This is a genomic window from Maridesulfovibrio salinus, from assembly GCF_055394525.1.
In genome coordinates this window covers 167,161-180,600 of the sequence record NZ_AP042461.1, presented here as the reverse complement: position 1 = coordinate 180,600, position 13,440 = coordinate 167,161, and the positions used below count along the sequence as shown (strand labels likewise).

General features: G+C 47.7%; 16 protein-coding genes and 1 tRNA gene. 6 read left to right on the top strand and 11 right to left on the bottom strand.

The genetic code is table 11. The features are described 5' to 3' along the window. Positions 1-3 precede the first annotated feature (3 nt). From ACZ5PW_RS00795 to modA (ACZ5PW_RS00775), 5 genes are read right to left on the bottom strand one after another with little or no spacing between them, the layout of a single operon-like run. A complete protein-coding gene (locus ACZ5PW_RS00795; RefSeq protein WP_464557155.1) occupies positions 4-678 on the bottom strand; it encodes a molybdate ABC transporter permease subunit in 675 nt (224 codons plus the stop codon). 10 nt (positions 679-688) lie between these two features. Continuing rightward, positions 689-1,408 (bottom strand): molybdate ABC transporter substrate-binding protein, encoded by a 720-nt coding sequence (gene modA, locus ACZ5PW_RS00790; RefSeq protein ID WP_464557152.1) that lies wholly within the window; start codon positions 1,406-1,408, stop codon positions 689-691. Beyond that, complete coding sequence (locus ACZ5PW_RS00785; RefSeq protein ID WP_464557150.1) at positions 1,408-2,112, bottom strand: ATP-binding cassette domain-containing protein; 705 nt, start codon at positions 2,110-2,112, stop codon at positions 1,408-1,410. Before ACZ5PW_RS00785 ends, modA (ACZ5PW_RS00790) begins: the two co-directional genes overlap by 1 nt. After that, on the bottom strand, positions 2,109-2,774 hold the full coding sequence (modB, locus tag ACZ5PW_RS00780; protein ID WP_464557148.1) for a molybdate ABC transporter permease subunit: 666 nt from the start codon (positions 2,772-2,774) through the stop codon (positions 2,109-2,111). The genes ACZ5PW_RS00785 and modB overlap by 4 nt, the downstream gene beginning before the upstream one ends. Next, complete coding sequence (modA, locus tag ACZ5PW_RS00775; protein ID WP_464557146.1) at positions 2,774-3,508, bottom strand: molybdate ABC transporter substrate-binding protein; 735 nt, start codon at positions 3,506-3,508, stop codon at positions 2,774-2,776. Before modA (ACZ5PW_RS00775) ends, modB begins: the two co-directional genes overlap by 1 nt. A gap of 136 nt (positions 3,509-3,644) precedes the next feature. Here modA (ACZ5PW_RS00775) and ACZ5PW_RS00770 point away from each other — a divergent pair, with 136 nt between their 5' ends. The 3 genes from ACZ5PW_RS00770 to ACZ5PW_RS00760 all read left to right on the top strand — a co-directional run bounded on the left by ACZ5PW_RS00770 (position 3,645) and on the right by ACZ5PW_RS00760 (position 5,556). After that, the gene (locus tag ACZ5PW_RS00770) at positions 3,645-4,724 is read left to right on the top strand and encodes a TOBE domain-containing protein (RefSeq protein WP_464557144.1); all 1,080 of its coding nucleotides are present in this window, start codon (positions 3,645-3,647) and stop codon (positions 4,722-4,724) included. A 122-nt stretch (positions 4,725-4,846) separates the two neighbouring features. Beyond that, positions 4,847-5,365 (top strand): thiol peroxidase, encoded by a 519-nt coding sequence (gene tpx / locus ACZ5PW_RS00765; protein WP_464557142.1) that lies wholly within the window; start codon positions 4,847-4,849, stop codon positions 5,363-5,365. A gap of 115 nt (positions 5,366-5,480) precedes the next feature. Further along, positions 5,481-5,556 (top strand) — tRNA-Thr (locus ACZ5PW_RS00760). A gap of 416 nt (positions 5,557-5,972) precedes the next feature. Here ACZ5PW_RS00760 and ACZ5PW_RS00755 read toward each other — a convergent pair. From ACZ5PW_RS00755 to ACZ5PW_RS00740, 4 genes are all read right to left on the bottom strand, one after another. Next, on the bottom strand, positions 5,973-6,320 hold the full coding sequence (locus ACZ5PW_RS00755; RefSeq protein ID WP_464557140.1) for a tyrosine-type recombinase/integrase: 348 nt from the start codon (positions 6,318-6,320) through the stop codon (positions 5,973-5,975). A 261-nt stretch (positions 6,321-6,581) separates the two neighbouring features. Then, positions 6,582-7,475, bottom strand: a complete 894-nt coding sequence (locus ACZ5PW_RS00750) for a hypothetical protein (RefSeq protein ID WP_464557138.1) — start codon at positions 7,473-7,475, stop codon at positions 6,582-6,584. Then, positions 7,463-7,999, bottom strand: coding sequence for a hypothetical protein (locus tag ACZ5PW_RS00745; protein ID WP_464557137.1), 537 nt, complete (start codon positions 7,997-7,999; stop codon positions 7,463-7,465). The genes ACZ5PW_RS00750 and ACZ5PW_RS00745 overlap by 13 nt, the downstream gene beginning before the upstream one ends. Positions 8,000-8,033: 34 nt before the next feature. Next, on the bottom strand, positions 8,034-8,258 hold the full coding sequence (locus tag ACZ5PW_RS00740) for a hypothetical protein (protein ID WP_464560465.1): 225 nt from the start codon (positions 8,256-8,258) through the stop codon (positions 8,034-8,036). Between the two features lie 201 nt (positions 8,259-8,459). Between ACZ5PW_RS00740 and ACZ5PW_RS00735 the strand changes: the two genes are divergently transcribed. The 3 genes from ACZ5PW_RS00735 to ACZ5PW_RS00725 all read left to right on the top strand — a co-directional run bounded on the left by ACZ5PW_RS00735 (position 8,460) and on the right by ACZ5PW_RS00725 (position 10,876). Beyond that, complete coding sequence (locus ACZ5PW_RS00735; protein ID WP_464557134.1) at positions 8,460-8,729, top strand: hypothetical protein; 270 nt, start codon at positions 8,460-8,462, stop codon at positions 8,727-8,729. Between the two features lie 169 nt (positions 8,730-8,898). Next, a complete protein-coding gene (locus tag ACZ5PW_RS00730) occupies positions 8,899-9,144 on the top strand; it encodes a helix-turn-helix domain-containing protein (protein ID WP_464557132.1) in 246 nt (81 codons plus the stop codon). Between the two features lie 193 nt (positions 9,145-9,337). After that, a complete protein-coding gene (locus ACZ5PW_RS00725) occupies positions 9,338-10,876 on the top strand; it encodes a Fic family protein (protein WP_464557130.1) in 1,539 nt (512 codons plus the stop codon). A 76-nt stretch (positions 10,877-10,952) separates the two neighbouring features. Here the strand turns inward: ACZ5PW_RS00725 and ACZ5PW_RS00720 are convergent, their stop codons facing one another. Together ACZ5PW_RS00720 and ACZ5PW_RS00715 are read right to left on the bottom strand one after the other, a co-directional pair. Further along, positions 10,953-11,399, bottom strand: a complete 447-nt coding sequence (locus ACZ5PW_RS00720; protein WP_464557127.1) for a hypothetical protein — start codon at positions 11,397-11,399, stop codon at positions 10,953-10,955. Then, the gene (locus ACZ5PW_RS00715) at positions 11,400-13,304 is read right to left on the bottom strand and encodes an RHS repeat domain-containing protein (RefSeq protein WP_464557123.1); all 1,905 of its coding nucleotides are present in this window, start codon (positions 13,302-13,304) and stop codon (positions 11,400-11,402) included. Positions 13,305-13,440 lie beyond the last annotated feature (136 nt).

Here is a 13,440-nt window from a genome sequence, read left to right as displayed (position 1 = left end):
CTTTTAATTTGGTTCAGAAAATTTTTTCAGCACCGCGAACATTGAGATTGAAGCGATACCAATGATTGAAGACAGCACTGCTGCCCGTTCGAATTCACCATTAAAAACAGCGTTATATATTTCCAGAGAAAGAGTGTTGGTTCTCCCTATCACGTTGCCTCCCAGCATAAGAGTCATTCCTACTTCACCAAGTGAGCGGGCCAGCGCCAGAAGCAGGCCCGCCATGATTGAACGCCTGGCGCAAGGTAAGAGCACTCTTAAGAAGATTATTACTTCCGATTTGCCAAGAACTGCAGCTACTTCGCAAAGCTTTCCGGCTTCACCCGATTTGAGGGCCGCTTGCACCGGTTTTACTAGAAGGGGAAGCCCGGCAATAAATGCGGCAATGACCAGACCGGGAAATCCGAAAATAATGTGATCACCCAGGAATGGGCTCACAGGTCCGTTGCGGCCCAGCAGTAAAAGCAGCACAAATCCGGTAGCTACCGGAGGGAAAACCAGCGGCAGGGTAACGAACGTATCTACAATGTTGTGTATTGTCCCCTTGCTCCTGGATAGCCAGAACGCAAGGGGTACGCCTGTCAGCAGTTGCAGGACACCCGCAGTGGAGATTACCTTCACTGAAAGTCCCAAAGGAGTCAGGGTCGATCCGTCGGTCAGAATGGCCAGCAGATTCATTGTCCTTACCCTACATGCCGTGATCTGCCACGATCCTGCGGGCAGGCCCGGAGTTCAGGAATTTCAGGAAAGCCTTGCATTCCGCCTTGTCTGCGGAGCTTTGCATCTGTTCAACGATAATGGAAATCGGTGAGTAGGATGATCTGTCCAGAACTTCATATCCGCCTATGGTTTTGGATATTTTTCGGGCGTGGGTAAGATTGATGAAGGCGTAATCAACTTCCCCGGCTGCTATATAAGAAGCAGATTGCGGCACTGTCGCTACCATAAGCAGTTTGGACTTAACCTTCTTTAAAATATTCTTATTGCGCATGAATTCCATGGCTGCTTTACCGTAGATTGCCCTCTTGGTGTCCGGCAAAGCTATGCGTTTAATTTTACTGTTCAAGAAATCCTCTATCCCTGAAAAGTGGCCGCCTCTGGGAAAGGCCAGTACCAGCGTACCTTTACCCAGTTCATGTGTTGCGCAGCAATCCAGCTGCGCTTTATCAAGAAAGCCCTTGTCTCCAAGTACAAAGTCAACATTTCCACTGTTGCGGGCTTGAGCTGTTACCCGGGCCATGTTTCCGTAAATCCGTTCTGCTTCATTTCCGGTCTGAGCGGTGTAAGCTTCGGTGAGCTTGTCTACCAGTGAGCGGTATCCAGCTCCGGAAGCAATGACTATTTTAGCCTGCACAGCTATGGGCAGACAGAGGATAATGAGCATCATAAAAACAGTTTTTTTAATCATTACATATTCTCCACAAGTCCAAGGTGAGGGTGAGGGGATACATCAGCACAGAATCTGCGCTTCTGCCTTTCAAGCCACTGTGGTGATTCCTTGCCGTTTTCAAGTACGAATATAGAGTCTGCAAGATAGTATGCTTCTTCCAGATCGTGGGTTACATGAATAATTGGAATATTCAGTCCGGCTTTCAGGTCCCTGAGTTCTCTGCGTAAACCTTCGCGGGTGGCGATATCCAAAGCGGAGAATGGTTCATCAAGGAGCAGGAGAACCGGTTCACGGGCCAGAGCCTGACAGAAGGCAGTACGCTGTCTTTCGCCGCCGGAAATATTGTGCGGTTTGCTGTCGGCAATATGGGATATCCCGAATTTGCGCAGGAGTTCCGTGACACAGTTTTTATCAACAGCAGCAAAGGCTACATTTTTTCGGACATTGAGGTGCGGAAACAGGGTGTACTCCTGAAAGACAAGTCCGAGACCACGTTTTCTGGGAGGCAGGAATACCTTCGCATCAGTATCACACCATGTTGTGCCGTTTAGAGATAGGACCCCGTCATCAGGCTTTTCCAGCCCGGCTATGATCCTGACAAGAGTGCTTTTCCCTGCCCCGGAAGGGCCGACAATGGCGGTCAGAGTGCCCGGTTCGCAGCGCAAGGATACATCCAGAGTGAAGTTGGGCAGTTTTTTTCGGATATCAAGGTTCAGAGTCATGATCTTCTCCTGCTGACTTTATTGAGAAGGTTGATGGCCAGCAAAGCAAGAAAACTCACTGGAATTATAGCCATGGACATGTACATGGCGTCATCATAACGCATGGCTTCAACTGCTTCGTAAATGGCAATTGAGGCAACTTTTGTGGAACCGGGGATGGAACCGCCGACCATAAGAATTACTCCGAATTCACCAAGGCTGTGAGCAAACACGAGCATGCCCGAAGCAGCAAGCCCGGGGAGGCTGTTTGGCAGTACCACTCTGAAGAATGCTTTTGTCGGTGAGAGTCCCAGCACCGCAGCATTTTCCAGAAGCCTGATGTCCAGCTTCTCAAATGCAGCACGCATGGGCTGGACTGCAAAAGGAAGGTTGTAGACCAGAGAGGCCAACAGAATGCCGGAAAAGCTGAAAACCATACGCTCACCGGTAACCCCCTGCCAGAATTCTCCAAGCGGCCCCTGAGGGCCCATAATTATAAGCAGTCCGAATCCCAGTACTGTAGGTGGAAGCACCATCGGCAGGGAGACCACTGCATCCACAAGGCTTTTGCCCCTGAAATCGAAGAATGCCAGCAGATATGCAGTTGGGGCTGCAACGATCGGAATAAAAAGAGTTGTGGCCACTGCCAGTTTGGCCGATATTATAAGCGGGTAGAAATCCATTAGTCGTACCCGTACTTTTTCTTGATTGCGGCCGCTTCGGGACCGGATAGAAAATCAACGAATTTGCGCGCAGCCTCTTTGTTGCCGGATGACTTTAAAATACAGGCAGCCTGAATTACCGGGGGGGCTTCTTTGACAACTTTGAAGGTCCCTTTTTTGCCGATGGGAGTGAACATTGAAGAGTAAGCGCAGAATCCTGCATCAGCAGCTCCGCTGGATGCAAACTGAAAAGCCTGAGCGATAGACTGTGCATAAACCAGTTCCGGTTTGACGGTGTCCCAAAGACTTTCTTTTTTTAGAGCAAGCATGGCCGCAGTCCCGTACGGAGCGGTTTCAGTATTAGCGATGGCTATTTTGTGCAGGTGTCCCTTTCTGATCGATTCCTGCCAGCTTCCAGCTGTTAAGTTTTTATTCAAAGACCAGAAGACTACTTTCCCTTTTGCGTACACAAACGGTTTTTCCGCAAGACCGTCTGAAAACAGTTTGAAGGGGCGACGTTCATCTGCTGCGAGGAATAAATCGTAAGGAGCACCATTTACAATCTGAGCGTAAAGTTTTCCTGTTGAAGTATATGTTGCCTGTACTTCAAGACCGGTAGCAGCATGGAAAGCAGGTATGATTTCCTTCATTGCCGGCATGAAGTTGGCCGCCTGCCCGATCATGAGCTCTGCAGCATTGGCTGAAAAAGGCAGGGCGAGAAGGATTGTCAGAATTAGTGCGGGGATACGTTTCATCTTGTTTTCTCCATTTTCGAATTGAGGTCTTCCTGAATTGGCTTTATCAGTGTCTTATGTTTATGCAGGGAAAGAACAAACTATCAAACAGGTCACGCATTCTTGTAAAAACGTGACTCTCTGAAGGGATATTTTGATGAGTGGTAAGGCATTGGAAAAACTAGACAAAAAGAGTAGAGAAAAGCAGCTTTCTCCTTCGGAAGTATTTGATGTTCCAGAAAATATCATTCATCTGGATTCGCGTGAAATGTCAGCTTTGGAAGATGAGTTCAGAGTCTGGAGGGATAAAGTCACGCGTCCTGATTATGTCCGTTCCCGCACCAGAATTTTATGTCTGTTCTTAGTCCTGCGGCACACAGGAGCCAAACTCGGTGAAATACTGAATCTTGATGAGCGGAAAAGTATCAACCTAGACCGGGCAGTAATTATTTTAGGCAAGGAAGCGCAGGCTCGCGAAGTTCCGCTGCCGCAGTCTGTCTGCCGGGAACTGAAGGGAATCATGCATGGTCCCATGGGTCATGGTCTGGAGGGTGACCTTTTCCAGCTTGATCCGGGGTATGTCCGGAGAATTTTTTACGAAAGGGCAGAAGGTTGCGGACTTGAGCGGCAGATGGGCGGACCCAGTGTTTTGCGCCGCTCAAGGGCCGTTGAGCTTCTTCGCAGCGGAGTCCCGGTAGGTGTTGTCAGAAAGGTGTTGGGGCAGTCGTCCTCGGATCTTTCCGTTGTATATCAGGAGTGGTCTTCCGGGGATGTCCAGAACATAGTCCGGCGTATGGCTCTTGAGGAAACGGCACTGAAAACCAGTGCCCGAAACACTTTTGTGGGCCATGTGTCCAGAATAAACAGAGATGGAGTGCTTGCAGATGTTGAGTTCACTACTTCGGAAGGAGTAACAATCAGTTCGGTAATTACTCTTGAGAGTCTATACAAATTGGATTTGGAGCCCGGTGTACCTGTTTCCGCCACGGTAAAAGCTCCACTGGTTGCGGTTCGGCCAATCAAACATAATGCCAGCAGCTCCAGAAATTGTGTCCCTGCCAGGGTTACAACCATCAAGCAGACTGAAGTGCTTGCCGAGGTTTCGGGAGAGTCCAGGGCTGGGATTCAGATGTGCGCTTTGGTGACCTCATGGTCAATTGAAGAAGAAGGTTTGCGGGAAGGTATGAGGGTAGAGTTCTGTTTTAAGGCTTTGTCAGTTGTTTTGCATGCAGTGTAGAGTGGTGTTAAGCGGCGTCTTTCCTGGCGTGTTAGAAAATTTCAGATCACCGTTGTCGGCATTTCTCTCCTGTGGTATCAAGAATGAATAACCAAAGACTAAATTAAAATGGAGTACAAATTATGAATGAAAGAACAGGTGTAATTACTTTTAAAGGTGCCCCTCTGACTCTGCTCGGTGATGAAGTAAAAGTAGGTAGCAAAGCTCCTGACTTCAATGTTGTTGACAATGATCTCGGTCCTAAGAGTCTGTCCGACTTTGCAGGAAAAGTGCTGATTCTCAGTGCTGTCCCTTCGCTTGACACACCGGTTTGCGATATGGAGACCCGCAGGTTCAATAACGAAGCTGCAAACCTGAGCGATGATATCAAGATCCTGACGCTTTCAAAGGATCTTCCTTTTGCTCAGGCTCGTTGGTGCGGGGCTGCAGGAGTAGAAGCGGTTCAGACTCTTTCCGATTACATGAGCTCATCATTCGGCGAAGCTTACGGAGTTCTGATCAAAGAACTGCAGCTGCTGAGCCGTGCTGTTTTCGTAGTGGACAAAGAAGGGGTGGTTCAGTACGTACAGTATGTAAGTGAGGTCACAGAGGAGCCCGATTATGATGCGGCTCTGGAAGCTGCTAGAAATCTGGTGAAATAGTCTTTATCCCACGCTTTTGAATATGCCTCTTCCCTTATTCAGGGAAGAGGCTTTTTGTGTCTATAAGGTCTTGACCAGCAAATATGTATCGATATAAAGACTATCTCAACCAAAAGCCAACGTAGCTCAGTCGGTAGAGCAGCTGATTCGTAACCAGCAGGTCGGGCGTTCAATTCGCCTCGTTGGCTCCAGTTAAATCAAGGGTTTACATCGAAAGATGTGAACCCTTTTTTCATCCCTGCTACCCTATTGCTACCCAAAAGGTAGCCGGGTGTAAAATTTTATTTTTGGGCCGGGTAGCTTTTATTACGTTTGAAGTGCCTATAGATGCCCGGCATGCTTGCGGGAGGTCATAGCGTTTGATTTAATAAACTGTGTCTCAGATGATTGCTTCTTGATACCAGAAGACAGGGCTGAGCTAAATTCACGTCTAAATAAAAAGGGAAGGATCATAGCTCCGACGTTTGGATTTGGTCATTTGCTTCTCCTGTGAAGGTCAGGATAGCGACTTAACCGCGTGTCCACAATCTTGTAGCAGGATCAAAAGACAGGGAAAGACAAAAAAAGACAGCGAGAGACAGATAACGACAAGAATTCTTGGAAAATGTTACTCCTCCAAAACCTCCACAGCACGCATCAGCCCATCCGGTGAAAGGTGGCTGTACCGCTGGGTCATTTTGAAATCCTTGTGTCCCATGAGTTCTTTCACGCTGTACAGATCCACGCCGCGCTGGACCAGCCATGAAGCGAAGGTGTGCCGCAGGGTATGGAAGTATACCCGGAGTCGTTTGTCGGTGACTCCTTCATTGAACATGGGGTTAACGATTCTCGGAAAGATATTTGAAACCGTATCCATGACTTTGCCGTTTCTGGACGGGAAGATCAGATCCGAATCCGGGCCATTGTGTTCGTCAAAGCTGCTGGAGAGCATTTCAAGGGTGTCGCTGAGCGGCATGTCTCCGATGATGGGAGCCTAATGAAGATGGGAGCCTAATGAAGACGGTTTAAGGTAGGAGCAGATTTATTTGCAGATAAATTGCCCTTGGCCTAAATTTTAACCGCTGTTTACCTGTTCTGTTTTGGGTTGTTTTTATAAATAAATTTTCTCCAGTATACTTTTCGCCACCTGTGTTTGGATTCCTCGGTGCTGGGAGGCACGGTACATAGCGCATCAATCTTCGCCAGAGCTTCAGGTGTCTGTGTGGCGAACCATGCTTCACTTTTTGTCTGATTTTGCCTGTGTCGCCTTTTTTGCCTGCTGTTTTTTCTGCTCTGCAAGCGCGCGGACTACGCCTTTTTCTTTTTTGGCGTTGGCAAGTGCCTGTTCGTTGGGGGTGAGGAAGCCGACCGGCCTACGCCATGTGCCTGTGGCCTTTAGGGTGGCGAAAAGATAATTGCACGGGCCTTTGCGGTTTTTGGGAAAGGTTTCGCGTTCTAATTCCCATTCAGCGGCATAGAGTGAGTTCTTGATGTCGAGAAGAGTTTCGCCCCCTGTAACCCGGTGGCTCACAATCTGGCGGATCTGGTTCGGTCCAAATTTGTGTTCGTGGAGTCTGGGCCAGTGGATTTCGAAATCCTCCGCGCTGATCTCCAGCAGTCTTCGCGCACTTAATTTTTCTTCAGCGTTAGATAGATTTTCTATCTGTCTATCTAATATAGGATGCTCGTGATACCGATCTTTTGGAGTTTCATAGTGCGGGGGCAACTTGCTGTTATTCCTTGACTGGCAAAGGTTGAGGGGCTGTTTTGCCTGCGCAGGCTCGCTGTTGAAATGATTCCGATCAAGTCTGGTTGCATGATCAGTTTCATTTTGCTCATGAATCCGATCATGTTCGGTTATGTCGGATTGATACTGATCATTTCTTGCCGGGAACGCTTGCAGCAGTTCTTTCATGCGGTCCATGGGCTTAGTATTCAGCTTGAGGATTACACCGAAACGGGGGCCGCGTTCATGTAGTCTCTTGGCGTAAAGGCCGCTTTCTTGGCCGCGCTTAACTGTCCGACGGGCGGTCACTTCACTGCAAGATGTCTGTTCGGTAAGGTCTTTAATTATAAGATGAACTTTGCCGCTAGGGGTAACCTCTGCAAGTTTTGAAATTACAGTGAACACACGTTTTCCGTATTGGATAAACTGGAGAAAAACAGGTCGGTTTTGTTTTCCAGATCCAAGGCTTGGATGCTTTGGTCGCGGTTGCCATTAAATAGAATGGAATATGATTCATTCTTAGTGTTAGCGGCTTGGTCGTACTCCTGTGAATGGAGTTCAAGGAACCGCTTGCAGAGTTCTTTGTTCAGGGTGACGATGCTTCCGTGCTTGCGCCCTGCGTCATGGTTTTTACGTTCATAAAGCCCCGCCTGTTCTCCTTTAGGGATATGGAGCAGAACGCTTGCTTTGCTGCATCCAGCTGCGTGTTGAAGTTTGGAAATAACAATCGGGAACGGTTTTTCCATTGTCGGCGCGGACTGGATGAGAACTGCAATTATGTTTTTGGCTGTGTATGAAAGAGATCTGTAGAATTTGTTCAACTTGAGCCGAAGAAGTACCCGTGAATAACCCGCACTCGTTTGAAATTGATATTTTTCATTACAGTTGTCCGGGGTGTGGGAGGTTGAGTTGTGTTCCTCTAAAGTCATAAAATTAAGTAGCTGCTAAAGGTTTAGGGGATTTCTAAATTAATTCATCCAAATCTTCTTTGGTTACGATGTTCTTGTGTACGAAAGGCCTGTCTTCTTGTGTGATGGCAGAGCGTGTGGGTTTGCGCCGCTTTTTTCGCCGTACCCCGTCAAAGGTGTATGAACAAAAAATGGAGTAGCTCATCGTGACTTTGCCTTTTTCAGCCAGATGATCGTAGATCATTCTTTTATTATGGCCGCTTTCGTGAAGAGCTTTTATCTCTTTGAGGTTGGCTATGAATTCGACTCTGGCGAAACCTTTTTTCTTTTTAATTGTGACCTCGATTAATTTAAGGAGCCTTTGCTCGTTTAGTTTGGATGTGTGTTTGGACTGATTGACATGGAGTTGGCTTATGCTAAATTAGTATTTCTAGTCAACGCTAAATTAGCAAAGAGATATATTTAACTAAGATGGTCAGGAATGATGGAAAATAATGGGAATGAATTTGAGCGGGCTTTGGTGGCTGAGATCGTCAGTCTATATGTAGAGAAGGGGATTTCTCATACACAATTTGCACGATTGATGTACGGCGACACAAAGACAGCTCCGTCTAAATGGTGGAAAATCAGGGAGTGCTCCCCGACTGGCAAGCCTCAGAGTTTGCCGGTTTCAGAGGCTGTTCAAGCTGCGAGCGTGTTGGGAATGGACGTTGCCAGCCTGTTCTTTCGTGTTCAAGAGAGGCTGCGCTGATTAATGTTTTGAAAAAACTGGCTATCCAAGAGCTAGCTTTATGGGCTGATCTTTCTCTTGAGTTTGTAAAGCTTCTTTGTTAAATTAGCAAAGACTTATTGAGTCGGAATTCGAAATAAGCTTGGAGAATTAGATAGTGATTTTGGAAAAAGATATTTCAGAGAAAAATATGAAGAACATTCGACTGGCTATTGAAGAGGCTTTTAAGCCGGTCGTGGAACTGGAAATTTTGAACCGGAAAGAGGCACTGACAGTTCAAGAAGCCGCTGATTTTCTAACAGTGAAAAAGAATACGCTGGACCACTGGCGCAGTAATGGAGAAGGGCCGAGGTTTTCAACTCTTGGCCGCAGGATCGTGTACAGAAGGGTGGATTTGGTCCAGTACGTTAAGGATAATTCGGTGGAAGTTTTTTAGATTGGTGGTTGCTGAAGCAATAAAAACTAGTAGTTGTAAAGCATAAAAAACTAGTAATCTAAATACATAAAAAACTAGTTTTACAGCATCAAGTAAAACTAGTAATGATAAGGCATCTGCAATATTTTGCAGGTGCTTTTGTTTTGTAGAATTTTCAATAATTAAAATAGTTAATGTGCTGTCGGAGGTTTGGATGGCTACAACACATGAAAAGCTTGCCGCTTCTCTAAAGGAGCTTAGAAAGCTTCAGAAGAGCGGCAAAAGAGTATTCAAATCTGACGAGGTGACACGTGTCCATCGGGAGCGTTTGGAGAGTGCAGGGTATCTGGAAAAAATTATTAACGGGTGGCTCATGTCGACTACGCCGGATGTCCTGCCCGGTGACACTACTCCTTGGTTCTCGTGTTTTTGGGAGTTCTGTAAACGGTATTGTGACTTCCGTTTCGCAAAATCGTGGCACCTTTCGCCGGAACAGTCGCTTCTCATTCATTCCGGGGATATGAAAATTCCGCATCAAGTCGTTGTCCACGCCCGGAAAGGGCAGTTGAATATACTGGATTTGCCATACGATGTGAAGTTGATTGATCTCAGCTATTCCAAAAAGCGCAAGGTAACCCTTAAAGATATAGAGGTGGCAGGTGGCGTTAATGTGCTTAATTTGCCGCTGGCATTGACTCTTGCGCAGCCTTCTTTTTTTAAAACTAATGCAACTGCGGCAGAAGTTGTCCTTGGGTCTGTTGAAAGTGCTTCCGTGCTTCTTCCGTCTCTTTTGGAGGATGGGCGCACAACCGTTGCGGGGCGTTTGGCCGGAGCTTTTCGTTATCTGGGGCGTGATGAAATCGCTGATGAAATAAGCGAAACTATGAAGGATGCCGGTCATTCTGTCAGGGAAGAGAACCCCTTTGAAGAGAAAGCTTTTGTTCGGACTTGGATAAGATCGGAAAGTCCGGTGGTCGGGCGGGTGAATACATTATGGGATAAGGCCCGGTCTGTTGTTCTTGAAGAATGCCCAGCCCCGGCTCCCGGCGTGGCAGATATTAAAAAATATCTGGTTTCTGTGGAAGAAGCATATACGCATGATGCTTATCATTCCCTGTCAATTGAAGGGTACATGGTTTCGGAGGAGCTTCTTGAGCGCGTTGCTTCCGGTGGATGGAACCCGGACGATAGTGCTGCGGATGCCGACTCGAAAAATGCGCTGGCCTGCCGTGGGTATCTGGAATGTTTTAACAGGGTCAAAAACAACGTGCAAGAAGTGCTGGAAGGAGCGCACGCCGGGACTGTTGCCCGTCGCAATCATGGAGCGTGGTACAGAGCCTTGTTTGCTCCTCACGTCCGGTCAGGTCTTTTGAATGCCGTGGCTTTGGCTGGCTACCGTAACCATCCGGTGTTTATCAAGGGTTCGCGTCATGTTCCGGTAAATGAGGGAGCGGTGTCTGATGCCATGAGCGCATTATTTGACCGTCTTGAAGGCGAAGATTCGCCAATTGTTTCCGCTGTTCTAAGTCATTGGCTGCTGGGCTATATTCACCCTTACGCAGACGGCAACGGACGCATGGCCCGTTTTTTAATGAACTTGATGCTTGCTTCCGGCGGCTACCCGTGGACAACAATTATTGTGGATGACCGTGATGAATATATGGCCGCTCTGGAAACAGCCAGCGTGGACAATGATATCAGGCCGTTTGCCAAGTTTATTGCTCGTACGGTTAAAGCCGCCACAAACGTTTAGCGATAATGTTCACTACATGAAACGAGCCCCCGGCAGCTCTTGCTGCGGGGGCTTCTTAATTTTCTTCGACCGAGAATCAACTTCCGTCTGTAAGCATGACCGTTGGTGCTTTGCTTGGGCAGATTAGCCGAGCGGCTTCAAAGGCCGCCTCCTTGGTTTTCTTGGTTATAATGACTGCTTTGTAACCACGGAAGTTGTCCCAGGTAGGAGCGTCACTCTGTATAAGTCTACCCTGAACCTTAATTTGCACAGGTCTAGTGTAAATTTTACAATTATCGACCGTAACGATAATTTTTTCAGTGGCCTCATATACTTGAGCCGAGCGTGTCAGGGCTTCTTCCGTCAGGTAGGCCATGACTACATAATGATAACCTTCTTTGGTTGGACAGTGCCAAACTTCTCCACGAAGACGCCATACCTCGATTTTGATTACATCATCGCAAGAGAGTGGCAATATAGATTGCGCGCAGCTATTGGTTGGTATTAACAGTGCGACGAGTAGAATAAATGTTGCGAATTTCATTTAACCCCTTATGGAATAAGTAATGGTGCAGTTGTCGGCTCCATCGCATGTTATCGCCACTTCCCATGGCACCGGTATTTCGCCGAATTTCGTAAATTCAAAAGAATCGGACTGGCCTGGAGCCATATGTCCGGTGCTTTCCTGTACAGTGCCGTCTACCTGAATTCTACCCCCAGCAAGAAAGGGGCCGAGATTTGTCACTTCAACAACGATTTTTTGTCCGGCACCGAACTTATGACTATCGCTGCTACCTTGACCTTGAAGTGTGCCACTAACGTAGAAGCCCTTGAAATGTCTCTCAATCTCGCACTTACAGTTGGGGTGCGGTCTTTTAGGTTTTTTATCAAAGGTTTTTCCTTTAAGTGCCTGACATTTTCCGCAAGCATTTTTTTTGGGAGTTACCGTCCAATAGAAATTTTTGTCTTCTTTGTCAGGCTCAGTATCTTCGTCCTCACCCTTATCACTTGCCTCACTAGTGTCGCTCAGCCCCAGCCGATCAACAAAGTTAACCGGATCGTCTCTGCAATACCCATACAGATCCACATCACCACCAGCATAGCCCAGCGGATCAGGAGAGATGAAACGCCCGGTGGCCGGATCGTATTCACGGTAGCCGAAATGAATCAACCCTGTGTCGGAATCATACAAGCCTCCGGCAAAACCGAGCGGAAGCGCGAGTTCAGGATGACTGTTCTGTATCATCACCCCGAAAGAATCATATAGGACTTCCTGTACACTGCTTCCCGACAAATCAGCAACAGTAAAGACAGTCCCCAACTGATCGGTCGCCAGCAACAATTTCTGGCCGTTGCGGATCATCCCTATGGCGTCACCATCTTCATCGTAACGAAAACGGATTACCCCGGATTTATTTTCCACGGCAGACAGGGTGATCAGATCATCCCAGTGATAACGCTGGACAAGTTTGCCGTTGGTAAGCTTTTCTGCGCGGAACCCGTTTTCACCAAAGCGGTATTCAATCTCCCTGCCGTCAGGAAGCTGTACTCCACAAAGCTGCCCATTCTCCAGATAGCGGTAGCGGGTCAGCCCATGCGAGTTCTTTTTGCCAGCAAGATAGCCGTCTTTATCGTAAGAGTAAGTTTCATCGCCAGCCTGAACGAGCTGTCCATGTTCATTGTAATGGTATTTCAACGGCTGCCCACCGGAGACCTGCGAAAAAACACGCTGCCCCATGCGGTTATAGCGATACACCTCAACCGGCTTTCCAGCGTAATTAACAACCTGTAATCGCCCTTCGTCATCGTACTGATATTCAAGAGCATGGCTGGATTCTGCTGAGGCAAGGATTTTACCCACTATGCGCAATGTTTCATCCCGATCCACACCCAAAGCAGCAAAGGTGTTCCGGGACTTGGGAGTCTGAAATTGGACAACCTCATCAGCGATTTCATTGAGATCCACATTGTCGCGCTCCAGCTCGTCTCGGATGGTCCGGCCCGTTCCGGTCTTGGGCATGCGAGACTTGAGAACCGACTGCTTTCCGCTGAGCATCTTCTGGAATTCAGACTGAATCTCACTGCCGTAGGCCGTCCCCTGCAACCCCTGAACTACGGGCAGATTGGGATTCTCCTGCATGAACTGGGCATGGACCATACGTTTCAGTTTTGCATGTTGAGCCTTGGTCTCTTCCCATTCGTAATTTTTTAGGTCCCAGCGGCGTTTGACTTCCGGTTTCATCATGGAAGGATACATGCGGTCCGAGGATGAAAATTCATCAAAGTCGGGTCTGGGATCAGCGAGGTCTTCACCGGTCCTGCGGTGGACGATTTTCCAAAGATTTTCGATCTGCATTTCAGGCGGTTCAGTTTCGCCATATAGCACAAGCCCGGTTGTCAGTTCTCCACGATCCCGTTTTTTCATCATATAATCCGCAAAATTCACCATGCCGTTTTACCTCCGGCTTTAAAGATTAGCGGGGAGGGCGGCTGGACTCCTGTGATTCCATGGCTTCCTACCCCTATTAATCTATATGTTAGGTGGTAAGACGGACCTTGAGTGACTTGACAATGTCCGAAAGTGG

Coding starts and splice junctions, on each gene's coding strand:
- ACZ5PW_RS00720 (WP_464557127.1), bottom strand. CDS start 11,399: ATGAAATTCGCAACATTTATTCTACTCGTCGCACTGTTAATACCAACC.
- modA (WP_464557152.1), bottom strand. CDS start 1,408: ATGATTAAAAAAACTGTTTTTATGATGCTCATTATCCTCTGTCTGCCC.
- ACZ5PW_RS00795 (WP_464557155.1), bottom strand. CDS start 678: ATGAATCTGCTGGCCATTCTGACCGACGGATCGACCCTGACTCCTTTG.
- ACZ5PW_RS00785 (WP_464557150.1), bottom strand. CDS start 2,112: ATGACTCTGAACCTTGATATCCGAAAAAAACTGCCCAACTTCACTCTG.
- ACZ5PW_RS00715 (WP_464557123.1), bottom strand. CDS start 13,304: ATGGTGAATTTTGCGGATTATATGATGAAAAAACGGGATCGTGGAGAA.
- tpx (WP_464557142.1), top strand. CDS start 4,847: ATGAATGAAAGAACAGGTGTAATTACTTTTAAAGGTGCCCCTCTGACT.
- ACZ5PW_RS00770 (WP_464557144.1), top strand. CDS start 3,645: ATGAGTGGTAAGGCATTGGAAAAACTAGACAAAAAGAGTAGAGAAAAG.
- ACZ5PW_RS00745 (WP_464557137.1), bottom strand. CDS start 7,999: ATGACTTTAGAGGAACACAACTCAACCTCCCACACCCCGGACAACTGT.
- ACZ5PW_RS00730 (WP_464557132.1), top strand. CDS start 8,899: ATGAAGAACATTCGACTGGCTATTGAAGAGGCTTTTAAGCCGGTCGTG.
- modA (WP_464557146.1), bottom strand. CDS start 3,508: ATGAAACGTATCCCCGCACTAATTCTGACAATCCTTCTCGCCCTGCCT.
- ACZ5PW_RS00725 (WP_464557130.1), top strand. CDS start 9,338: ATGGCTACAACACATGAAAAGCTTGCCGCTTCTCTAAAGGAGCTTAGA.
- modB (WP_464557148.1), bottom strand. CDS start 2,774: ATGGATTTCTACCCGCTTATAATATCGGCCAAACTGGCAGTGGCCACA.
- ACZ5PW_RS00755 (WP_464557140.1), bottom strand. CDS start 6,320: ATGCCGCTCAGCGACACCCTTGAAATGCTCTCCAGCAGCTTTGACGAA.
- ACZ5PW_RS00735 (WP_464557134.1), top strand. CDS start 8,460: ATGATGGAAAATAATGGGAATGAATTTGAGCGGGCTTTGGTGGCTGAG.